Origin of the sequence: Blautia sp. OM06-15AC, assembly GCF_003481425.1 — a bacterium.
Taxonomy (GTDB): domain Bacteria; phylum Bacillota; class Clostridia; order Lachnospirales; family Lachnospiraceae; genus Fusicatenibacter; species Fusicatenibacter saccharivorans.
Genome location: NZ_QULD01000004.1, coordinates 64,397 through 87,702 on the forward strand (window position 1 = coordinate 64,397; position 23,306 = coordinate 87,702).

The 23,306-nt window shown below is 49.8% G+C and carries 19 protein-coding genes and 1 riboswitch; of the genes, 1 reads left to right on the top strand and 18 read right to left on the bottom strand.

The window, feature by feature from the left end; all coding sequences use genetic code 11:
• Window positions 1-443: 443 nt before the first annotated feature.
• From DXB83_RS07335 to DXB83_RS16430, 5 genes are all read right to left on the bottom strand, one after another.
• Window positions 444-1,541, bottom strand: a complete 1,098-nt coding sequence (locus DXB83_RS07335) for an ABC transporter ATP-binding protein (RefSeq protein WP_118601131.1) — start codon at window positions 1,539-1,541, stop codon at window positions 444-446.
• A 6-nt stretch (window positions 1,542-1,547) separates the two neighbouring features.
• Entirely contained in the window at window positions 1,548-2,609 is a 1,062-nt protein-coding gene (locus tag DXB83_RS07340) for a FecCD family ABC transporter permease (RefSeq protein WP_243030568.1), read from the bottom strand.
• A gap of 11 nt (window positions 2,610-2,620) precedes the next feature.
• On the bottom strand, window positions 2,621-3,985 hold the full coding sequence (locus DXB83_RS07345; protein WP_243030570.1) for an ABC transporter substrate-binding protein: 1,365 nt from the start codon (window positions 3,983-3,985) through the stop codon (window positions 2,621-2,623).
• A 79-nt stretch (window positions 3,986-4,064) separates the two neighbouring features.
• Window positions 4,065-7,835 carry a hypothetical protein gene (locus tag DXB83_RS07350; RefSeq protein ID WP_118601132.1) on the bottom strand — a complete coding sequence of 1,257 codons (3,771 nt, stop codon included), beginning with the start codon at window positions 7,833-7,835 and terminating at the stop codon, window positions 4,065-4,067.
• Window positions 7,836-7,894: 59 nt separating this feature from the next.
• On the bottom strand, window positions 7,895-8,083 hold the full coding sequence (locus DXB83_RS16430; RefSeq protein WP_147398329.1) for a hypothetical protein: 189 nt from the start codon (window positions 8,081-8,083) through the stop codon (window positions 7,895-7,897).
• Between the two features lie 31 nt (window positions 8,084-8,114).
• Window positions 8,115-8,318: riboswitch (cobalamin riboswitch) on the bottom strand.
• Window positions 8,319-8,437: 119 nt separating this feature from the next.
• Here DXB83_RS16430 and DXB83_RS07355 point away from each other — a divergent pair.
• Complete coding sequence (locus tag DXB83_RS07355; protein ID WP_158580592.1) at window positions 8,438-10,204, top strand: DUF885 domain-containing protein; 1,767 nt, start codon at window positions 8,438-8,440, stop codon at window positions 10,202-10,204.
• A gap of 90 nt (window positions 10,205-10,294) precedes the next feature.
• On the opposite strand, the gene DXB83_RS07360 is transcribed toward DXB83_RS07355, so the two are convergent.
• From DXB83_RS07360 to DXB83_RS07420, 13 genes are all read right to left on the bottom strand, one after another.
• Window positions 10,295-11,764 (bottom strand): hypothetical protein, encoded by a 1,470-nt coding sequence (locus DXB83_RS07360; RefSeq protein ID WP_022461704.1) that lies wholly within the window; start codon window positions 11,762-11,764, stop codon window positions 10,295-10,297.
• Window positions 11,765-11,939: 175 nt separating this feature from the next.
• Window positions 11,940-12,710 (bottom strand): TrmH family RNA methyltransferase, encoded by a 771-nt coding sequence (locus DXB83_RS07365; protein WP_055228546.1) that lies wholly within the window; start codon window positions 12,708-12,710, stop codon window positions 11,940-11,942.
• Between the two features lie 11 nt (window positions 12,711-12,721).
• Window positions 12,722-13,378: a potassium channel family protein gene (locus DXB83_RS07370; RefSeq protein WP_055267716.1), complete on the bottom strand. Its 657-nt coding sequence runs from the start codon at window positions 13,376-13,378 to the stop codon at window positions 12,722-12,724.
• Window positions 13,379-13,393: 15 nt separating this feature from the next.
• The gene (locus DXB83_RS07375) at window positions 13,394-14,779 is read right to left on the bottom strand and encodes a TrkH family potassium uptake protein (protein WP_055267718.1); all 1,386 of its coding nucleotides are present in this window, start codon (window positions 14,777-14,779) and stop codon (window positions 13,394-13,396) included.
• Window positions 14,780-14,787: 8 nt separating this feature from the next.
• Window positions 14,788-15,327, bottom strand: coding sequence for a hypothetical protein (locus DXB83_RS07380; protein ID WP_118697389.1), 540 nt, complete (start codon window positions 15,325-15,327; stop codon window positions 14,788-14,790).
• 91 nt (window positions 15,328-15,418) lie between these two features.
• Window positions 15,419-15,721: a helix-turn-helix domain-containing protein gene (locus DXB83_RS07385; RefSeq protein WP_055220202.1), complete on the bottom strand. Its 303-nt coding sequence runs from the start codon at window positions 15,719-15,721 to the stop codon at window positions 15,419-15,421.
• A 317-nt stretch (window positions 15,722-16,038) separates the two neighbouring features.
• A complete protein-coding gene (locus DXB83_RS07390) occupies window positions 16,039-17,412 on the bottom strand; it encodes an MATE family efflux transporter (protein WP_118697390.1) in 1,374 nt (457 codons plus the stop codon).
• 170 nt (window positions 17,413-17,582) lie between these two features.
• Window positions 17,583-18,080 carry a flavodoxin family protein BilS gene (gene bilS, locus DXB83_RS07395; protein ID WP_055220197.1) on the bottom strand — a complete coding sequence of 166 codons (498 nt, stop codon included), beginning with the start codon at window positions 18,078-18,080 and terminating at the stop codon, window positions 17,583-17,585.
• A gap of 202 nt (window positions 18,081-18,282) precedes the next feature.
• Entirely contained in the window at window positions 18,283-18,705 is a 423-nt protein-coding gene (locus DXB83_RS07400) for a PPC domain-containing DNA-binding protein (protein WP_118697391.1), read from the bottom strand.
• A 55-nt stretch (window positions 18,706-18,760) separates the two neighbouring features.
• Window positions 18,761-19,333 carry a DUF6553 family protein gene (locus tag DXB83_RS07405; RefSeq protein WP_118697392.1) on the bottom strand — a complete coding sequence of 191 codons (573 nt, stop codon included), beginning with the start codon at window positions 19,331-19,333 and terminating at the stop codon, window positions 18,761-18,763.
• Between the two features lie 119 nt (window positions 19,334-19,452).
• Window positions 19,453-20,502 carry a galactose ABC transporter substrate-binding protein gene (locus DXB83_RS07410; RefSeq protein ID WP_330426807.1) on the bottom strand — a complete coding sequence of 350 codons (1,050 nt, stop codon included), beginning with the start codon at window positions 20,500-20,502 and terminating at the stop codon, window positions 19,453-19,455.
• 13 nt (window positions 20,503-20,515) lie between these two features.
• Window positions 20,516-21,466 carry a substrate-binding domain-containing protein gene (locus DXB83_RS07415; protein WP_055267736.1) on the bottom strand — a complete coding sequence of 317 codons (951 nt, stop codon included), beginning with the start codon at window positions 21,464-21,466 and terminating at the stop codon, window positions 20,516-20,518.
• On the bottom strand, window positions 21,463-23,298 hold the full coding sequence (locus DXB83_RS07420) for a cache domain-containing sensor histidine kinase (protein WP_118697394.1): 1,836 nt from the start codon (window positions 23,296-23,298) through the stop codon (window positions 21,463-21,465). Before DXB83_RS07420 ends, DXB83_RS07415 begins: the two co-directional genes overlap by 4 nt.
• Between the last annotated feature and the right edge of the window lie 8 nt (window positions 23,299-23,306).

A 23,306-nucleotide genomic window follows, 5' to 3' on the forward strand; every position in this document is an offset into this window, starting at 1 on the left:
TAAAACCTCTTTTGTCGAAATTGCACAAAGAAACCGGGTTTTTTCCACACGGGCCAATTTTATAAACATCTCGTCCACAAGTTATCCACATAGTTAACCACCGAAAACATGCCTAAAAACAAGTTATACACCGAGTTATCCACATTATCCACGAAAAACGGTGTGGAAAGCATGTGTTTAAATCTTGCGAAATCAGAACGCGTGTTTTGGTCATAACAGAGAAAACCGTTATTTCACCAAAAGATTTTACAAAGCACTTGACTTTTTAAGTGTCAATCTCTGTTGGTTTTTGACTTGAATTGTGTGAATTTTTCGTACAATTTAATATTACATTTTTCGTGTTCTTTTGCTGTTTTTACAATGGCTGCAAAAAGAAAATCTCCTGTTCGGAAAACAATTGTTTCGTTCCCAGACAGGAGATTTTGATTGGATTTTTCTTTGTTTTACTCTGCCAGCTTTCCAAGCCGCTTTGCTTCTGCCCTCAGCTCTTCGATCCGGCGGTTGCACATGCCCACCGGGACGCCGGTGTCGATGACACGTTCACAGCTCTTCATCAGCTCGCAGGCGCGGGCAAATGCCTCGTCGCCGATCTCCTGAAACGGTGCTTCGGTTACCGTCTCCATCGCCAGAATGCGGGCGAGCTGGTAATCGATATCGTTCGTATACAGGACGCCTGCCGCAAACGGGACATTTTCCTTCTGCAGTTTCCGGAACACCGGGATTCCCGTTCCGCCGCCTGCGAGGACAAAGACGCGCGGTGTTCCCTCCGGCCGCGGCAGCTCGATGCTTCCGAAGCACGGGTCAAACGAACCATTGTCAATCTCGTACAGTTCGCGGATGATATCCTCGCGGAAAATTGTCTCCGGTGCGCCGAAATGGGAAATAGCATCGCCCTTGACGCAGATGATCTTATCTGAAATTTTCTGTGCCAGATCGATCTCATGCAGCGACATGATGACGGTGATGCCCTTCTCCTTTGCCATGCGGCGCAGAATCGCGAGCAGTTCCAGCTTGTGGCGGATATCGAGGAAAGAAGTTGGCTCGTCGAGGATGATGACCTCCGGCTCCTGACAGATCGCACGCGCAAGAAGCACTCTCTGGCGCTGGCCGTCGCTGATGGCGTTGAAATCGCGGCCGCCGAGCTCTTCGGCATGAACGGCGCGCATCGCCTTCTCGACCTTCTCCTCATCCTCGCGGGTCAGCATGCCGAGCCGTCCGGTGTACGGATAGCGGCCCGTTGCCACGATATCGTGGCAGGTCATCAGCTCCGGCTTCATGCGCTCCGTCAGCACAACGGCCATCTTCGTGGACAACTCGCGGAACGAAAGCTCATGCAGGTTTTTCCCATCAAACTCCACATTTCCGCCGACCAGCTTTAACTGGCGGGTGATGCTTTTCAGAATCGTTGATTTACCGGAACCGTTCGGTCCGATCAGCGTAACGATCTCGCCTTTTTCGATGCTGATGCAGATATCTTTGATCAGCGGCTTCTTATCATAGCCGACCGTCAGGTGGTCCAGATGAAAATAATATTCATTCATATTCTCTTACCCCCTTTTCCGGCGCAGCATCATGAAAATGACGACCGGCGCACCAAAGATCGATGTGACCGTACTGATGGACAGCTCCAGCGGTGCAAACGCCATACGCGCGATCAGGTCGCACATCATACAGAAGACGGCTCCGCCGAGGAACGTTCCCGGGATTACGACGAGCGGACGCGATGTGCCGAGGCTCTGTTTAACGAGGAACGGGACGGCAATGCCGACAAACGAAATCGGACCGGCAAATGCGGTGACGCATGCGGAGAGAATACTCGAAAGCAGAATCAGCGCGATGCGGAATACTTTGATGTTGACACCCATGCTCTGCGCATACGCCTCACCGAGCTGGTATGCACCGATCGGTTTTGCCATCAGGAACGTGATGACAAAGGTGATGCCGATCACAGCCGCAGAGATCGCTACGTTGCTCCAGCTCATGCCGGAGAAGCTTCCCTGTGACCAGCCGTGGAGGTTGACGATATCGGAATCCTCCGCGAAGGTGACAACAAAATCCGTGACCGCCGAGCAGATGTAACCGATCATAATACCGCCGACGAGAAGTCCTGCCATATTTTTGATCCGTCGGGACATCAGCAGAATGAAGCCGACGGAGAGAAGGGATCCTAAGAATGCTGCAACAATCATCGTGTAAGATGTGATATTGCGCGCCCACTCCAGATAAAAGATCATGGTCAGCGCCACGACCATTTTGGCTCCCGAGGAAATTCCAAGAACAAACGGACCGGCAATCGGGTTTTCAAAGAAAGTCTGTAAAAGGAAGCCCGACAGGGACAGAGCACCGCCTAGGATTGCCGCCATCAGAATACGCGGAAGGCGGATTTTCCAGATAATATTGTACGCTTTCCCCTCTCCGGTCCGCCGCAGCAGAATCCGGAAAATTTCCGGAATCGAAATATTTACGTTTCCGGAATTGATATTCAACACGGTGATGGCGGCGAACGCCAGAATCAGCACCAGGAACACAGCGGCATACCGCGAACGGCGCCGGAAGTTTTCCATATGGAAACTGTTCTCTTTTCCTGTCATATTTTTTTTCTCTGACATACGTTCCTCCATCAGGATAATTTTCTTAAGAATACCATCTGATCCGGATCGCCGCCCGTTACCAGAAGGTTAATGTCGTTGGTAAACTGTGCAATTTTATCGGTTGCCTGATACATGGATTTCTCGGTTGTCCAGACGTTGCCCTCTTTGACTGCTTTGTAATCGGCAAACATGGAATCCTTTGCCAGCAGGTCGTCCAGGGTTTTGACGGTGGAATCGATGCTTGCGTTGTAGATCAGATAGTCCGCATCTTCGGCCGTATCGTAGAACTGCTCCATCGTGATCGGCACGGATGTTTTTCCGCTGTCGTCCTGGAGATCACGGAAGGCGTTGCGCGCACCGCCAAGCTCGATCATGTTGGAAATATAGTCCTCCGGGTTCCGCACAACGGCAGCTCCGCTCGTATTAATATAGAAGAAAGCGACCGTTTTTTCGGTATTCTGGAAATTCTTCAGATTTTCCACAACACTTGCCTGATTTGCAAAGAAGTCGGCTGCCTCCTCCTCTTTGTCCAGCATGGCACCGTAGAGTTTGATCCATTCGGTTCTGCCAAGAGGCTGGGATTCGTAGCTGGAACGGTCGATGAAGACCGGAATATCGAGCATCTCGATCATCTCCTGTACCTTCGGGGAATGGAGGATCATCGTGGATTCAATGGCCAGATCACAGTTCTCACTGACCAGAAGTTCGTAATCCGGCTCACTGTATTTTCCGGCGAAGATCATCGTTCCGGCATTCATCGCGTCAACGGCATCCTGTACGTACCAGTTGTCTGCGGTTTCACCGGAGAGACGAATCGTATCGAGGGAGTCGATGGCATCGAACAGCGCCATCGGAGAGGTTGCTGCCATGTAGATGCGTTCCAGCGGCTGATGGATTACAATTACGTCGGAATCGAGGTCATCCGGCGCCTCTTTTCCGTCCGGGACGAGCAGATACTGCGCGCCGTCTTTGACATCGATCAGTTTATAGCCGTCTGTGCAGTAGTATACGTTAAAGCACTCGGCGTAATTCAGGACCATCTTGCTCTCGATGGTGATTCCGGTGATGTCCGGTGCGTCGCTGACATCGTCTGTCGTTGCGAAACCATCCGCGGATGCGGTATCACTCCCGGAGGTGCTGCTCGCAGCAGTGGCTTCGGAGGTGCTTTCACTTTCAGCCGTACTTTCCGAGACGGATGTGCTCTCCGTCTGGCTTTCGGAAACGTCTGCTGCGGATGCTGTGGATGTGCTGCTCTCAGAAACTGCCGAAGTGCCCGACGCGGACGATGTGCTGCTTCCCGTTGATGCGGTGCTGCCGCAGGCCGTCAGTGACATCGCTGCTGCAAGAAAAAGTGCAGCCCATTTTTTCAGCTTTCTTTCGTTTTTTCCTGTCATTTGATATTCCTTTCTTAAAGAAAAAGCCGCTGCCATACGGCAGCAGCCCTTTCTCATTTTTTGCTGCAAATTATTGTACTTATTTATTCTCTTCTGCCTTTACCATCTGCTGGAACAGCTCGTTTGCCTGATCCTCGCATCCGAAGATCACGCCGTAGACTTTCAGCCACTCTGCTTTCGCAAGATCGGTCTTCTCGTCTGCGGAACGGTCAACCAGCATCGGAATGGTCAGGGTTGCCAGACGCTCTGCGGTGTCGGACAGACGCTCATTTTCCTCTTTCAGAAGTTCTTCCGGAGTCTTGTCTTCGTCTGCTTTCTCATCCGTTGTCTTATCGTCTTTATCGTCCTTCTGATCCTCAGCTTTGGTATCTGCGGTCTCGTCGGCTGCATCAGCATCTTCCTCATCTTTTGCATTTCCCGGAAGGAACTCAGACGGAAGAATTGCAAAATCGATTTCGTCTTTTACCAGAGCTTTGTAGTCCAGATCATCGAATGCTCCGTCGAAGGAGATTTTTTTGTTTTCCATTGCTTTTGCAATGTTTTCGATCTGGCAGTCTTTCTGCTCCATGCCGACTGCTTTGATGCTCTCTGCTGCGTCTAACTGCTCATCGAGAAGTTTCAGGGCATCCTCAGATGCTACGTATGTTTTCTCAACCGGAAGCTGGATCACGATCATATCTTTGTCCAGTCCTGCCGGAATCTCAACATCTTTCGGAACGATCAGATATTTGACAACATTGCCTTCGTACAGCTCTTTTGTCTTTTCGGTCAGATCTTTCGCTTTCTCAGTGCTGGTTTTTTTGGAATCGGATGCTGCTGCCGCTTCTTCCTCGTCGGTTGCTGCTGCGGTATCCTCTGCTGCTGCGGTATTGGTATCTTCTGCTTTCTTGTCGTCCTCGGTCTGTTTCTCCGGATCACGCTCGGTATCTTTTGTCATATCGATCTCCAGCAGGGTGATGCCTTCGTCGTAATGATACATCTTGAAGTACTCTGCGTAAGCAAGTTTTGTCTCTGCTTTGTATTCCAGTCCCATGATCTCCGGAGCGGTGGTATCCAGCTTGGAGTTATCGGTGCTGATCGTGGAGATTGTTCCGTCTGCTTTTACAAATCCTGTGCTGGAAGAAGTGCTGCCGCCCTTCTTTGCTGCTGCCAGGGAGATGAAGATGTTGTAGGAAATCTCATGGGCAACGGACATTCTGGTGGTCATACCGATGATGGTATTGTTCTTGTTCAGCTCAACCGGAATGGTGAAGATGCTGCTTCCGCCGCTGACATTTGCCATGTATTTATTTCCGTTTGCTTTTACATATCCGTAGTACGGACTGCTGAATGCGATCGTTGCATAAGCCTGTCCGTTCGTTACAGTAATCTTGCTGCAGGAGATGGTTACCTTTCCGGATCCGCCGGAGAAGGAGAATCCGTCTGGTGTGTAAACGCCATCTGCCAGTGTGGTTGCACTGTCTACTTTGGATGTGCCGCCGCTTAAGTCAGACTCATATTTGGATTCCTGCTCCGGTTTGGTATCGGCCGGTTTCTGGGTCGGTGCCGGAGTCGGGGTGCTGGTCGGTTTTACAACCGGTGTCTCAGATGGAGATACGGTTGGGGTCTTGGTCGGAACAATGGTTGGTTTCGGATCGTTGGAATCATCCGACGGCAGATCTCCGGTCTTTTTCAGGCTGGAGGATGCGATCGTGATGGTTCTGTCAAACCATTTGCCGCTCTTTACTGCGTGAGCTGCCACTGCCAGGCCCTGATCCAGTGCTTCTACCGGAATTTCAAACTGCAGTCCTGTTTTTGTCTCGCCGTTTAAGGTGTACTCACCTTTTCCTTTGGATGCAATCCATGCACTCTTATCTGCTGCTGCATCTGCTGCTGTTCCCAGATACAGGTAATTGTAACCTACTCCGCTTAAGGTGATAAGTGCTGTCATTTTTCCATCTTTTGCAGTCAGTTTTACTTTGACTACTTTAAACATTGCTGCACCAGTCTCAGCAGTTGCTTCGTAGATACCGTCTGCAATTTTGTTTGTCTCATCTGCCGGAAGATCTGAGGTCTTTTTCAGACTTGCTGATGCGATGGTGATGGTTCTTGCATACCATTTGTCCCGTTTTTCAGAATGGGATGCAACGGTAAGCGGCTGATCAAGTGCTGCTACCGGGATTTCATACTGCATTCCGGTTTTGGTCTGTCCGTCATCGGTCGTATAATCCGCTGTTCCGATGCCCGCGATCCATGCGCTCTTATCTGCAGCAGCTGCCTCTTCCGGAGTTCCCATATACAGGTAGTCATAAGCAACACCGCTTAAGGTGATCTTAGCTTTCATATCACCATCTTTTACGGTCAGCTCCACAGCCACTACTTTGAACATCTGAGCACCCGTCTCGGCGGTTCCGCTGTAAATGCCATTTGGAACTTTAGATGGCTCCGGGGTCGGCGTTGCGGTTGGTGCCGGGATCTCAGTCGGTTCCGGGGTTACGGTCGGTTCCGGGGTTGGTGTAACATCTGGTGTTTTCGTTCCCGGAATCACAAAGTAAAGCTGCTGTTTCGTATACCAGGTTCCGTCTTTCTTTCCAAGAACAATCGGAACGGTTGTGCCGGCTTTGTCAGCATCTACTTCAAACGCAAAGGAAAAACCGTCGTTTGCTTCCTGCATTCCCTGAATAACCGGTGCTTTTGCAAGGTCATCATTATTTCCAAAATACAGTTTATCAAACGATGTGTTGTTTGTTTTCAGGGTAAGAACAAGTTTGTCGCCCTTGTTGATCATGGTTGCCTCAGAGATGAGGAACATTTTGAATGCTTGACCGTTGTCCTTTACAACAGGTGCTTCTACGCTGACTGGTGTCTCGGAAGAATCATCGCCTGGTGTTTCACTCGGGGCCGGGGGCTCGGTCGGTTCCGGGGTTACGGTCGGGATTGCAGCGGTGCTGTGGATCGTAACAGTTTTATCAGCCCATGTTTTTTTCTTGGCTGAGCGAACGGCAACATCCATCTGTTTGTCAAGCTCTTCCACCGGAATTTCAAAACGATATCCGGTCTTTTCTGCACCGGTCTTCGTATCCGTATAGGTTTCGCTTCCTGTCGGAGCAATCCAGCTCTTTTCATCTGCTGCGGCAGCTTCTGCTGCTGTTCCCGTATACAGGTAATCATAGCCGGTTCCACTCAGCAGAATGGATGCTTTCAGTTTTCCATCTTTTACGATGAGTCTGGAAGAAATCACACGGAACATGCTTCCGGTTGCTTCTGCAGAAGTCTCATACTCACCATCTGCCGGTTTTGCTGCTTCCGCTGCTTTTGTTTCTTTCTCCTCGGCTGTATTGGATGCCTCATTTTTGGTTGTTTCTTTTACTTCCGTTTTCGGCTGTTCTGCCGCCGGACTGGTATTCTCTTTTACAGCATCTTTGGTTTCTTCTTTTGCCGGTGTTTCTTTTTTAGCATCCTGGGAAGTCTCATCTGCTGCTTCCGGCTCTTTTTCTGTGGTATCGGCAGTCTCTTCACCGTCTTTTGCAGTGTCCTCTGCAGTATCTTCCGAAGCATCCTCATCTGCAGATGGTGTCTCGGTCTCGTCAGATCCTGCCGGTGTCTGATCCTCTGCAGGCGCAACCGGTGTTTCCGTCGGCTCTTCTGCCGGAGTCTCTGCAGTGCTTTCACTGCTCTCGGTTTCTGCCGGTGTTGTTTCCGGTTCTGCCGTCTCTGCTGTTTCTTCGCTCTGCAGCGCTTCCTCTGCGGCTGCGCTGCTTTCTGTCTGTGCTGCTTTTTCCTGCGTATCTGCTAATACGCTGGCAGTCGGGCTCATGATCATGGACGCCGACAGCAGCAGTGCCAGAAATTTGCTTGAATTTCCTTTCATAACTTCTCCTTTTCTTCGGATATCCTTCGCGCATCTGCTCCGGATTCCGTCTGACTTTTTCAGGCAGCTGGGCGGTGCCTGTCCCCGTCAATGATGTCTCCCTGCAAGTAATCTTGTTTTTGAGGACACATTTTTTCTGCGAAAAGACAAACAGACATCTGCTTTTTCTGCAAAAGAGTTTCTCCACCGAAGCTCTTTTTCGGACGCATGGCGACAAAAAAGCAGATGTCCGATTTTGCTTCGTACATCTTTCCATGAATATATGCTTTCATCGGAAGCGATTCACTAACCTTTCCAGCAGGTTTCCTGACTCGCAGATCTTCACGGCAGCCGCGCCTTCTCATGCGTTTCGCACAATGGCATTTCTGCAGCTAACACTCCCTGCTTACAGTGACCGGATCGCTCAGGATTTCCACCTGATTCCCTTTTATCTTCGCGGATTCTTTTTCAAATCCGTTCCGCACTGAAAAGTCCCTTATTTCATTCGTTACTGATTATAGCAAAGCCGTTTTGGAAAGTCAAATGAAAGGCCACGGAAAAAGCGCATAAAATCAGCATTTTTTACATACTTTATGATAACTGTCCGCACCGGAGCCTATTCTATGAAACCAGCTTCTCTGCACCGCCGCATCCTGTTCCCTCTGCTTCTGTGCGGCGGACTTCTTTTCGCCCTGCTGTTCTGGTATTTTTCCCCGTTCTTTTCCCCTGGTGAGAACCGCCGGTTTTCCGCGTATGTGGAGGAACGGTTCCACTCCGAGGTAACCTCTTCTGCCATCACGCTCCACTATACCCTCGCTGATCCGGCTTCCCGCGGAATTGCCCCCGGCACCGCCTCGTTCGGCACGGTTTCCATCCCTTACCGCACCTCGTATGATGCCCTGCTGCAGAGTGTGGAAACAACGCTCACATCCTTTCATCGAAACCGCCTCTCCGCGGAAAATCAGATCACGCTCGATCTTCTGCTCTACGAGCTGGACTGCGAGAAAATGCCGGGCAGCACCAGCCTTCTTGCGGAACCGCTCGGTCCGTCGCTCGGGATTCAGGCACAGCTTCCCATTCTGCTCGCGGAGTACCCGTTCCGCACACAGCAGGATATCGCCGACTACCTCCATCTCCTGCAGGATCTACCGCGCTATTTCTCCGACCTCATCGCACTCGAGCAGGAAAAATCCCGGCAGGGCATGTTTCAGAATGACCTTGCGGTCGATGGCATTATCCGCCAGTGCAGTGCTTTTCTCGCCGACGCGGATACACCGGAAAGCCATCTGCTCCACACCGTTTTTCAGAATAAACTGCAGGCGTCTTCACTGTTTTCTGAGGCGGAAAGGAATCTCTGTCTGCAGACGCATGAAAAACTCCTTACCTCCTGTGTTTTTCCCGCCTACCGCTCTCTTTCCGATGCGCTTTCTTCACTCCGCGGCAAAGGAACGCAGAACGCCGGCGGTCTTTCCCGGCAGGAAGACGGACTTTCCTACTATGCGTATCTTCTCCGCAGCCGCGTCGGTGTTGACGCTTCACCGGAGGAGCTGACCCGCCTTTTAACACAGCAGCTTGCGGACCAGTGTGCCGAAATGCAGATCATTCTCGATCAGAATCCGTCGCTCTCCCTCTCCGAGCAGGCGCTCGTGCTGCCGTTCTCCACGCCGGAGGAAATGCTTGCCGATCTGCAGAATGCCGTTTCTGAAGATTTTCCCGTTCTTTCGGGTATCGCATACGAAGTAAAGACCGTGGATGACTCCCTCAAGGATTTTTTAAGCCCCGCCTTTTATCTCACACCGCCCGCCGATATCAATTCACCCAACTCCATTTACCTGAATCCCGCGGATGAGATGACCGGCATCGAACTGTATTCCACACTTGCCCACGAGGGCTTTCCCGGCCATCTGTACCAGACCGTCTCGTTCTCGCGCTCCGACCCGCTTCTGATCCGCCATCTCTACGCGCCGTCGGGTTATGTGGAAGGATGGGCAACCTACGTTGAATCATATGCCTGCCGCTACGCCGCACGTAATCTCGATGCAAACACGCAGGCGCTCTGCCGTCTCTGGTATCTGAACCGCTCGGTGCATCTTACCCTCTGCTCGCTGCTGGATCTCGGAATCCACAGCCAGGGATGGCTCCTCTCGGATGCGTCAGCCTTTCTGGCGCAGTTCGGCATCACGGATGCGTCGGCCGCTACCTCTTTATATCAGTATATTCTCGAGACACCGGCGAACTATCTGAAATACTGTGTCGGATCGCTCTCGTTTTCGCAGCTCCTCTCGGAAGTGCGGGAACAGGAAGGTGACTCATTCTCATTGATCGGTTTCCATGAAAAACTGCTCCGTCTCGGGCCTCTGCCGTTTCCGCTCGTAGAAAAATATCTGTAAACGGTTCGCCCTGCTGAAAAAAAGATCCCACAGACTTTCTTCTATAAATAATAGAAAGTTCTGTGAGATCTTTTTCATTTTCAAAATTCTTTAACCTAAATTGTAAAGAGATGGATCTGTCGGACGCTGCGGATCAATAACAGAGGCAGAATCAAACAGATCGCTTGTTCTGTCCTCGCCGCCTCCGTAGAGGTTCTGGTACAGACGGTATCCATCCAGGTTTCTTCGTCCCATACGCAGGTAATTGTCTCTTACCTGAACGAAATACTGGGAGGAATCTACGTTGCAGTAGATGTTGAAGCCCTGACTCTTTAAGTAAGCAAACTTCTCATTGTCCATCGTGTAATCGTGCCAGTCGGAAAGATCCTGTCCATGTGCAAAGATGATGATATCGCTTCCGCCGATGAGCGGTGCAACATACGTCAGCCATTTCTCGGTATCCGCCTGGATCGTCTCGATCGGTTTGTCGCCGACACGGATATGGCCCCAGGTATGGCTTGCGAATGTCCAGCCGTCTGCTTTGATCGCATCGGCTACTTTTTTCGCCTCCTCGCACTCTTTATCCCAGTCGAAATCCGGGTGTGCATCAAGCCATGCTACCTGATCATCCGTCAGATCTTCTCTCGTCTTGTAATCACCGTCGGTGCGGTATCCAAGGATTCCATCGTAGCCGGTCAGTGCTACGGTTCCGCGCGCATTGTGGTATACGGCATCCGGATGCGCTTCGATAAACTGATCCATCAGCGGGATGCAGTCGTAAGCACCGGTCACAACAGTTCCGTCATCCTGAATGTATTCGCAGGTCGGTTTTCCGTCGTCGCCGACTACCATCTTGCTGGCAATGCCGCGTCCGTCGTAAGAGTGGTAATAGGAAAGGTCATCCAGAGAAAGAACGAATGCTTTCTTGCCCTCCGGCAGGTAAATGTCCCCTTCCTCGTAATGAACGGTTCCGTCATCATCTACGGTCTTTTTCACGAGATCGTTGATCGAAACCATGACATATCCTCTGTCGTACATCTGCTGGGTGATCGCGTTGAACTCATCCACGGTGGTCATCCACTGGCAGAAGCCTGCGGTCTGTGCGTTGTCCTGATAGAACGCTTTCTGCGGATCGACTACAAGAGAATGATAGAAAATGTGGGTTACTTCGTTGACGTTGACGCGCACACAGGCATCTCTCGTGCTGGTGTACTCTGCTACTTTTGTGATGATATCCGCGTCGGTCGCTGCGCCCTCTACGCTCTGGAGCTTTTCAATGGCTCCATCGTAATCGTATGTCTGCGCAAGTGCATCGGCTTCCGCCATAATCTGTGCTTTCGTTGTCGGCGCTTCAGCACTTCCCGTGCTGTCCGACGATACGGAACCGTCCACCTCTGCTGTTTTCTGATCCTCTTTTTCCTGTGCTTTCTGCTGGATTTTTTCTGTTCCTCCGGCCAAAGCCCAGATTCCAATGCCGAAGATGACAAGCAGAACACATAGAATTCCTGTTTTGATCATCAGCGCACGCTTCCGCTTTCTTCTTCGGAGCTCCTTTTTACTGATGTTTTTTTTCTCACTCATTTTTCCTTCCTCCCAAAACAGCTTTTGCTTTTCTGGCAAATATTACAGTTTTACCGGACTGACAGAAATTCAGCCCGGACTCTGCTCTTTCTATTTTAGCTCAAAATACCGGTTCTGTCGAGTAGGTTTCCGGCAGGTTAAGAGAAATGTAAGAAAACCGGTAACGCTCTTTCTTTTATGCGCGCTGGCCGTGTGCCTCATACATGAGAACGGCGGATGCAATCGCTGCGTTTAACGACTCCACTTTTCCTTCCATCGGAATACGGATCAGGCACTCGGCGGCCTCTGCCATTGCATCAGTCAGGCCGTTTCCCTCATTTCCGATCAGGAATGCCGTTCCTTTTGTGTAATCCTCCTCGCGGTAGGAATGCACGCCATGCAGATGTGCCGCGTACGTACAGATCTTCCGCGCTTTTAAGCCTTTTACAAATCCGACCGCATCGTCGACGATCAGAAACGGCATACGGTAGATCGAGCCCATCGTCGAACGGATCGTTTTCGGATTGAAGATATCCGCGGTACCGCGGCTCATGATGATGCCGGTGACTCCTGCGCCCTCTGCGGTGCGGATGATTGTTCCAACATTTCCAGGGTCCTGCAGATCCTCAAGTACCATCAGAAGCGGTGTCTTTCCGTTGTCCATCACCTCCTCTTCGGTGTAATGCGGCATGCGGATCACACTTAAAACACCCTGCGGCGTCTTCGTGTCGCACATGGACTGGAACACGCGGTCGTCCACTACTTCGTATTCTGTCCCGTCGGACGGCATTTCATGCATTTTGCTGCCGCTCTCAGACACATATACTTTTTTCAGCCATTCCCGCGGCGCTTCCTGGAACATTTTCCAGCCCTCCGCCACGAAAACGTCCTGCTCCCGGCGTTCTTTTGCTTTTTTGTTCAGCGCAATAATGTTTTTTACCTGTGCATTGCTGCTGCTTGTAATCATGAATGGTCCCCTCATTTCCTGTTTTTCATCAATTTGGCAAGTTCTTTGTTTTCGCCGATCAGAATCAGCACTTCCTCTGCGCGGAGCAGCGTCTTCGGATTGACCGTGACACGGATGTCTTCCCCGTCCTTGACGGCGATTACGTTGATACTGTATTTCTTCCGCAGATCCAGCTCCTCGAGGTTATGCCCCGTCCACTCTTCCGGCACGGGAAGCTCTACCATGGAGAACGAATCCGACAGCATGAAGAAGTCCTGGAAGCCACCGGAAATCAGGCTTTTTCCGAGGCGGATGCCCGTCTCACTCTCCGCCATCACGACGCGGTCCGCGCCGACTTTTTTCAAAATATTGGCATGCATCTGGCTCATGCCCTTTGCGATGACGAGCGGCACGCCCGCCTCTTTTGCCTGCAGGGTGGCGAGGATGCTCGACTCCATATTTTCAGAGATGCCGACGATCACGACATCCATGTTGCTGATGCCAAGCGATGCAAAAACACGGCTGTCGGTGATGTCCGCGCGCGCCGCATAGGTAACAAGATCGGCAATTTCCTGTACCAGCTCCGGGTCTTTATCGACCGCGAGCACTTCTTTTCCTGCCTGCGCCAGCGTCGTCGCCACGGCGAAGCCGAATTTTCCAAGTCCGATGACTGCGTATTGTTTACTCATGTTTTTTCTCCTCTTTTATCCAATCAGCACCCGCTGTTCCGGGCGCTGGATATCCACATCTTTTCTTCCGCTTCTCCGCCGCAGTGCAATAGCCAGCGTAACCGGTCCAAGACGTCCCATGAACATGACCAGAATTACGATGATTTTTCCCGCCGCCGGAAGGGTCGGCGTAAGCGACCGCGTCAGTCCCACGGTTGCCACAGCGGAAACGATCTCATACAGGCAGTCCAGCAGAGGACTTCCGGTGACAGAGATCAGAAGCACCGTCGCGGTGAATGCCATCGTCAGTGCGAAGAAGAAAATAACGACCGCGGTGCGGATGTTTTCTTCCATGACCTTCCGTCCCCAGACCACGGTGTCGGAATCACCGCGGATGTAGGATGCGACGACCACGAGCAGAATCGCAACAGTCGTCGTCTTGACACCGCCCGCCGTTCCCATCGGAGAGCCGCCGATGAACATGAGGATCATACTTACCATCGCGGAGCCGTCCGAGAAGTTTGCCTGCGGGATCGTCTCAAAGCCGGCGGTTCGCGTCGTCACGGACTGGAAGAAGGCCGCCATAGCCTTCTGCGCCGGTTTTAAGCTGCCAAGCGAGGATGCGTTGTTCCAGTCCAGCGCGAGGATCAGAAGCGCCCCGCCGAACAGAAGAATGACGGTTGTCGTCAGAACCAGTTTGGTGTGGAGCGTGAAGCCGCGCACGAAGTTTTTCCGGGTCCGTTTTCCTTTTACAAGATCCTGCACGCGCTCCAGCACTTCCCACCAGACCGGAAAGCCAAGGCCGCTTAAGAAAATCAGGCCCATCGTCGTAAAGTTGATGAGAGGGTTCGTCACAAACGGGGCGAACGAGGATTCCCCGACGAGGTCAATTCCGGCGTTGCAGAAGGCGGATACGGAGTGGAACAGGCTGTAGCCGATTCCCTTCCAGAAACCGTATTCCGGCACAAACCAGAAGCTGTAGAAAAAGGCTCCCGCCAGCTCCACCGCCGCCGTGCCGATCAGCAGCTTCCGCACAATACCGACGCTGCCCTTTAAAACCGGCAGATTGTAAGTGTCCTGGATCAGTTTACGGCTCTGCAGACTGATTTTCCGGCGCAGGATCAGAAACACCATCGTCAGGCACGCCATGATGCCAAGACCTCCGAACTGAATCAACCCGAGGATCACAATTTTTCCAAAGGTACTCCATGTCGTCGCCGTCGGAACGGTGACAAGGCCCGTCACGCAGACAGATGTCGTTGCGGTAAACAGGGCGTCGAGCCAGTAAACGCTTTTTCCGTCCGCCGCAGAAACCGGCAGGCAAAGAAGAATCGTTCCCAGCAGGATTACCGCCGCAAATCCCAGCATCATAATCCGCTCCGCCGGTGTGTGCCATTTATTTTTGCTTTGTTTTTCGGCCATCGCTCCTCCTATTCTGCCGCTTCATTTTCTGCTTCACTGCTGTAGTAGAACTTTCCGGTCTCACTGTCCGTCACGGTAATATCCGCAAAATATTCCCCGCAGGAACCCTCACACTGGTAATAGACGTCAAACGAAACCGTCATGTCATCTTCTCCTTCCAGGTATTCCGCGTGAACCTGATTTTTCGCGGTCCCCGTCGTTCTGCTCCACACTTTATCATCCGCAAGAAGCTCCTTTTTGATCTTCACAGGAAATTCACTGGATGCAATTTCGTGCTGATTGGACTCGTTTTTGATCCGGTAATAGAGATTCATGTACAGCCCGTCATCTTCCTCATGGAAAAACCAGCCGTAGATATCACCCTCCGCAACAATCGTCGGCTGGATCAGCTCAGCGTTTGTTTTGGTCGTGAATGCATTCATCTCATGCGTAAACTCATTCTGCATCCGGCGATGCTTCATCAGCCAGCTGCCTTCCTTCACACCGGCCGCAGCCACGGCAAGAACGACAGCGCCGATGCAAAGGCCAATGATTTTCTTTTTTGTCATTATTTAATTTCCCCTTTTCTTTTTGAAATACAAAAATAAGATACCCCTAAGAACATACTTATGAGTATCTTATCAGTTTGCACATATAAAGTCAACGGAGCCGGTGGAGACTTTCCTGCCACCGTTGTGTGTAGTTTAAAATTATCCTGAAGCGAGGAATATCCCCGTCAATGACGAGGATATCTTCGATGCTTGTGTTTAATAATCTGCTTAAAATGAGAAAGTTGTCCAGACTTGGCAGGCACTTGCCGGAAATCCATTTATAGACCGCCTGTGGATTTTCAAAACCCATGGCATTCTGAATGTCTCTCACGGTGTATCCGCTTTCACGAAGAAGGGATTTGATGCGGCTGCCAGTTTCTTTCTGCTGGATTGACAAATAAATTGGTTCCATCCTGCACCTCCATATGTTTAAGCCATCCCGAAACACAGTTTTATCTTATCATCCGGTACTGGAAAAATCCAGTTTTTTCTTCCTGTTTCTACACAACCCGAATGATCTGTTCGTACAAAAGGATTTTCTTTTCATCTACATTCCGATTGTCATGTGCTGCAAGATTGTTCCGTCCCTCTTCCATCTCTTCTTCGGATGCAAGCTCCTCTTTCCACCAGCTCAGGTGATTGATCAGGTACGGCTTCCAGCCGCGGTCAAAAATCTCATCTCAACGACTCTCTTGCATATGCGCTTTCCTTTTTACCGGAAGAAGATGTTTAGCTCTCCTGTTTCTTTTCTTCTATTAAATGATGATTCAGCCATTTTCCTGATTTGAACCGGATGGTAAAGAGAATGGACCGCAGGCTCCAGTCTGCCGCCATACCGATCCAGACCGCGATCGGGCCGAATCCCCATACGCGGCACAGATAAATGCAGAGACTCACACGGCACAGCCACATCGTACAGCAGGACGTGATCATGGAGAATTTTACATCCCCGGCAGCCCGCATGCCGTATCCCGGGACAAACGCCATGACCCAGCAGAGCGGCTTTACAATCGTGATAAAGATCATCATCTGCATGCAGAGCTTTGCACTCTCTGCCTCCATACCGCCGATCATCGTAATCGGTTTTGTCAGCACAAATACCAGCAGACAGCTTGCAACGATAACCACTTCTGACAGCCAGCACAGTTTTTTAATATAGTAGATTGCTTCATCCTTCCGGCCCGCGCCGAGACACTGACCGACTACCGTCATCAGTCCGATGCCGACACCGATCGCAGCGACACCGTTCAGGTTCTCAAGGATGTTCGTCATCGCCTGCGCGGCAATGGCAACCGTGCCAAGTGTGGACACAGTGGACTGAATCGCCAGCTTTCCAAACTGGAACATACTGTTCTCGATTCCCGATGGAATACCGATGAACAGTATTTTTTTGATCAAATCAAAGTCCGGCCGAATGGAAAGATACTGCTTCACAAAAATCGGTTTGCTTTCATCCCGAAGCTTCCACAGTACGACAACCGCACAGAAAATACGCGAAATTAAAGTCGAAATCGCGGCTCCTTCGACACCCATATGGAAGCCGAAAATAAGAATGGCATTTCCGCCGATGTTCATAAAGTTGGAAATCACCGAAATCACCATCGGACTGCGGCTGTTGTTCTGTGCCCGCAGAATGGATGCGCCCGCATCGTAAAGACCGATAAACGGGAATGACAGCAGCGTAAACAGGAAATACACCTGTGAATTTTTCATAACATCCGCTTCCACTGCCCCGAAAATCACGCGCAGCAGCGGAACACGGAAAATCAGACAGCCCGCGGATAATGCGACGGACAAAACTGTCATAACAAAAAGCACCTGTTGTGCCGAACGGATTGCTCCATCCCGTTTTTCGCTTCCAAGATACTGCGAACAGAGAATCGCTCCTCCTGCCGCCAGCGCAGAAAGCGCCTGAATGACTAAGATATTAATGGAATCCACCAGCGAGACTGCCGAAATTGCGGCAGACCCGACATTGCTGACCATCATCGTGTCGACAGTTCCCATCAGGGAAGAAAGCAATTGTTCAATGATGATCGGAATTAAAAGCTTGCGAAGATCCGTGTTACTGTATAAATGAGTTTGTTTTGTTGTAGTTTTCATTGTTTTTGTTTCTGCATGACCTCATCTGCCGGATATGCTTTGCCAGCCCTGCCTTTTCCACACCTTTCTTTTTTCTCTCCATTCTATTCCATTTGACGATCCATTGCAATCATTTCGCGAATTTTGCTCTTATCTGATTATTTTTATCAAGCACAACATACTTTTCTATCTCATAATGACTTTTTCAGTCTTTCCAAATCTTCGCTGTCCGGGTGTGACAAAGCACGGTCAAAATTCTGAATCAGCAGATCAAGATTGGCCGGATGTTCCGGGTTTTCTTTCATTTTCACATACCGTTCACGCACAGACTGCGGCATCTTTCCCTGGCACATATACTCTCCGATGACCGTATTGCTTGCATCGATCGACTGTTTGACTTGTCCGAGAATCTTTTCAAAATAGGCATCACTTCCGCCAAATCCAGCTGTTCCAAACAGAAAAATCTTTTTATTTTTTAATTTCGACAGTAATTCTAATGTCTTTTGGTCTGCATTCCCTTTGTCCGTCCAAAATCCGATATAGCATACGTCGGATTGCGGTACCTGCGAATCGTTTGTGCCAAAATAATCGCATTTGTCCTTTGGCAACGTTTCATAGATTGCATCAGCCAGCTTCTTTGTATTACCCGTTAAGCTGCAAAACAGGATCGAATAATGTTCTTTTATCATAGCCCATACACCTCCAGTTCAGGTATTTATGTGGAAAATCCACTTTTTTGTAAATTGTATTATCTCTTCAGATCACATCTCGATTTCGCTTACGCTGCATCCCGATGTTGCTTCTCACTATTTCCTCTCAGGCTTTTAAGTCAAGCGGATATTCGCAATCCGCTTCGCTACTTGCTCATAACCGAATAGCTGCTTTGCAGCTTCAGTTAAACTTAAAAATATTAAGTCCGGTTTCTTCATCATGAACTCTGTCCACTCTTCCGTCAATTACCGTGATGACCAGCTCACAGGTTGCACTGACAATCGCTCTGCTCAGATGTCCTCCAAACACCTCGCCCTTCTGATTTCCGGCACTCATATGAAGATGTGCATAATATTCTCCATCCATTGTATTGATTGTACCTGTCAGTGATGTAATTTCATAATACCCCTGGAAGCTGTTTGAATAATATTTCTTTTCGTCTGTCTTGTATACTCCGACTGTGAAATCATTGATCGCTCCAAGAGCCTGGACACTGGCAAGCTTTATATTCTCCTTTATGGCAATTACCCTCAGCTGCTCCAATATTTCCTCGTCTTTGTCAATCCTTGCTACTATAACATTGTCAAATTTTCTGTATTCCATTTTATTCTCCTTTCTCTTTCCGCCCGGTCACTTTTCAGACATTACTGCAATAACCTCAATATTTATTCAGAAAATGCTCCCTGTTCGGATACTCCTGCCGATATGCCCGGAGGGCGGCTTCCCGGAGCAGGGTGAATTCTTTTTCCATGTGAAGCAGGCGTGGTGCCTTGAACGCGATCACACTGATCTGTTCGGCGATTTTTTTCGCGATTCCTTCTTCGGACAATTGTCCCATGCCGAATACCAGAGAGGTAAATCCTCTGCCTCCTCTGCTGACCTGAATAAATTTCAGGAATACATTGTACAGTTCATCTGCAAGAATTTTCTGGTATCCCTCATCTGACTGCATGGCTTCCGCCAGGCACAACGTGGAGAGAATCCGGGCTCCCGTCTTTCTTCTGTCGCCTCCCAGATCCAGGGAGGTTCCTTCCGCCAGATACTTCAGTTCCATCAGGCATTTGACAAATTCATCCTTCTGGAGCCTGCGTTGTCCGTATCGGGCCGTCCAGAGCCGAGCCCGGTATTCTTCTTCCCAGGCTTCCTCCTCTCCGATATATTCTTTTAAGATCTGCTGCCGTTTTGCCGGATCTGTCTCCTGATAAAAATCTTTGGTCCATGTATGTTCCATCTGTTTTTCCTCATTCTGTCAGGCGGATATTCGCAATCCGCTTCGCTGCTTGCTTGATTGGTTTAAAATAAAGACACGTCTTCACTTACTCTTTCTGCCTGCAAACGCAGTCTTCCTGCTTACATTTCGGAGTGGGAAATCGTCTCTTCTGCGTTCAGGTACTCATCGATGTTGCTGCCGTCTACCTTCTGATATTCTGAAAAATAATACCGGCCTTCTTTCAGGCTTTCCTGGTCAAATTCCTCTCCCTCGAACAGCTCCACTGCCATTTTCGCCATTTTCTTTGCCTGATCCACTCTGTCATTTAGGATGCTGCCCTGCATCTCTCCTGCCTTTACGGCTTCCAGAGCCTCTTCCAGGCCATCAATTCCGAAGATCACCGGCCATTCTTCACGGACATAGCCTGCTTTCCGATAGGCCTCCACAGCCCCAAGTGCCATCTCATCGTTATTGGACATGACAAGTTCGATCTCTTTTTCGTACTGGCTGATCAGACGGTTCATGCGGTTTTCCGCCTGTCCCCGGTTCCAGTCCGCTAACTGATAACTTAGCTTTTCCAGTATAACATCTTTTTTCATCAGTGTCTTTACGGAATATTCCGTTCTGCTGATGGCATCCTGATGGCCCGCTTCTCCTTCCAGAAGCACATATTGGATCTTTCCGTCCTTGTTTTTATCGACTTCCGGATGGCTGTTGATGTATTCTGCTGCGATCTCACCCTGCATGATCCCGGACTGTTCTGCATCACAGCCCACATAATACAGCTTTTCCCACTGCATCAGGTCTTCTCTTACCGGTTCCCTGTTAAAGAAGATCACAGGAATGTCTTCATTCCTTGCCATTCGGATGATCCGGGACGGAGCTGTCCGGTCCACAAGATTGATACAGAGCACATCACAGCCGGCATCAATCATCTCTTCCACCTTTTCGTTCTGTTCCTGCTGATCGTCGTTTCCGCTTTTTGTCGATACGATAATCCTTCGTTCTTTGTTTTCCATGGCTTTCAGCTGCGCCTTCAGTTCATCCGTCAATCCATTGATAAAAGGATCATCCTGCGTGTAGGTTATCACTCCGACCCGCAGGGTTTTCTCTGTCTGGTCCGACTTGCCGGAACACCCCGACAGCACAAGCACCGCACTCCCTATCGTGGCAGATAATAATACTGCCACCCTTCTTTTCTTTTTATTCATAGGAATATAAAAACCTTTCTAAATCTTCGTCCATAGAGAAATTTTCCTTGCCAAGTACCTGATATTCGGTTATATATCCTTGCATTTTATAAGACCTGTGCTCGATCCTTTTGGTTATTTCTTCCACACTTTTATAGCCGATTTCATATCCGTCCGGCACAGCCAGCCCCTGAATGTTTCCGTTATCCAGAAGTGCAATCGTCTTCAGACTGTAACCCACTCCATAGAGCTCCGCGCCCTCGTATGTTCCATTTTCTGCCTGCTCTCCAAACTCTTCCAATATTCCTGCATCCAGGATGACAAGAGCATCCGCCTCTGTTTCCTTCTTCATCCGCTCCACAATGTCCTGTTCTTTTCTCCGGTAAATACACCAGCTGATCTTGCTTTCGCTGCCTTCCAGCGCCTCGTTCAATCCACAAATCTCCGCCTGTACAGCCTCGGACATTTTCCAGTCGGCGATAATTCCGATCTTCTGCTTTTTTGTTCTCAGCCGTTCTCCCAGCCATCTTCCGATCTCCCGGTAATCCGGCTGGATCGTGGGACTGGCAGTTTTTCCTTCTTTTACCGCCAGACCATCTGCAATCAGCAGATACGGTTTATTTCCACACTCTTTTTTCAGCATATTTTCCGTCTCATGACCGGGTGCCGGATATATGATAAATCCATCAATATCGTTATCCTTCTGTTCCCTGATAAATTCTCTTTCCGCCTCCGGCCCGTCGATCTCTTCCGTATTGCAGATGATCATATGAACGTTGTTCTCTGCCGCAGCCTGCTTCATTCCCTTGATCAGGGCATCCCAGCGTTTGTCACCGGACTCCGGAAGAATCACGGCAATCCGGGGCTCTGCTACGTTCTGATCGAAAATTTTCCATACAAAGAATACCGCCAGCAGCAGCAAAAGAAACTCAATTATAAGAAATTTCATTCTGTTCTTTTTCATCTGCCCGGTCTCCTTTGTATGTATTTTTGTAATTCCAATGCTTCTGCGTTTTCCGGTGTATATGGGATTGCCGGAATACGGATCGTAACCCTTGTTCCTTCGTCCGGTTCACTTTCTATGGAAAGTCCGTATTCTTCTCCAAACATCAGCTGGATTCTGGAATGCACATTGATCACACCCACGCCGGAACCGTGCTTCGGAACCTTGCTGTTATCCGTCAGAATATTTTCCAGGACTTCTTCCCGCATGCCCATCCCATTGTCTTCGATGGTGATCAGAATGTCCTCGTCTTTCTTTTTTCCGCTGACGATGATCATGCCGCCATCATCCTCATCCATATTGCCAACGCCATAATAGATGGCATTTTCCAGGATGGGCTGGATCACCAGCTTTACGATGCAGCAGTTTTCGATCTCTTCCTCGATTCGGAATTCTGTTTTAAACCGCTCTTTGTACCGGGCCAGCTGGATATTCATATAGCTTCTGCTGTGCTGCAGCTCATCCTTAATGGGAATGATGGTCTTACCGCGGGATAGACTGACACGAAGTAATTTTGCCAGTTCAGAAATCATACGAACCGCTGCTTCATTTTCCTGGGCTTCCACCATCCACGTGATGGATTCCAGTGTATTATACAGAAAATGGGGGTTGATCTGGCTTTGCAGGGCATCCAGTTCACTTTTTCTTCGTTCATTTTGCTGCCGGATGATCTCGTCCATCAGTTTTTCGATCTGTTCATAGGACTTCTGCACAGAATGTCCCAGATGGCGGATCTCCGAGGAGCCGCCGATATAGATATCCGGTTTTCCTCCTGCCTCGTGGGCCTTGACGGAAGCATCCAGCTCCCGGATCGGTTTGGATATCTTCCGGGAAACCAGCTGGTTTCCCTCCAAAAGCATGACCATAAGAACCAGAACAGTAGCAAATACATAGTAACGGAAGTTCTTGTAGTTTGCCGCCTGCACACTCTCCGGCACAACACCGATCATTTTCCAGCCTGTATAGGCTACGCTGCCGACGATCACGGTCTCGTTCTGACCGCCGGAACGGATCTCGTAGGTTCCGTCCTCGTATTTTGCCGCGTCCAGACTGTTTTCTTCAAATAATCCGCGGTTTAACTCCGTTCCCCGTGGATGATAGATCATCTCTCCGTCCTGACTGGTCAGATAATAGTAGATTCCGCCGGAACAGTCATTGATCTGCTTCATCACGTCCCTGATCACAGAATATTTCATATCCAGTAAAAGAATACCGGTTTCCGGTGTCTCTCCCTTGTTGACATCTACATACCTGCTCAGGGAAACTACCCATTGGTACCGATAAGAGCCGTCCTCAAACAGCTCCTGGATATGCGGTGTGGAAAAGTGTATATTTTCAATGGCATCTTCCGCATTTTTATACCATTCCTGCGTCTGCACCTTCACATTTTTCTTTTCTGCCGCCACCGGCTCCGATGCAATCAGATTTCCTTTGGGGTCATACAAAGCCAGGCTCTGGATCTTATCGGAGTTGGTCTCATAGAGCAGACTGAACTGCTCCGAGAATTCCCCGCTGGATATATCAAACTGCTGGACCACGTTGTAGTTTGCCCCGTTTATAATCTGCCGGATATCCAGCAGGTCTGCATCTAACCGGTCCACGGTAGCCTCTACAGTAGCTTCCGTGTTGTCCACTGCTGTTTTTTCCAATGCCAGCTTGAATCGATGGTAAAGCAGCAATCCCATTACAATGATCGTAACCAGTGAAATCGCCATAAGGACAGACAGGATGATCGACTGTATGTTAAATACGATGTTCTTCCTGGAATCCGGCTTTCTTTTTCTATCTTTCATGTATTTTC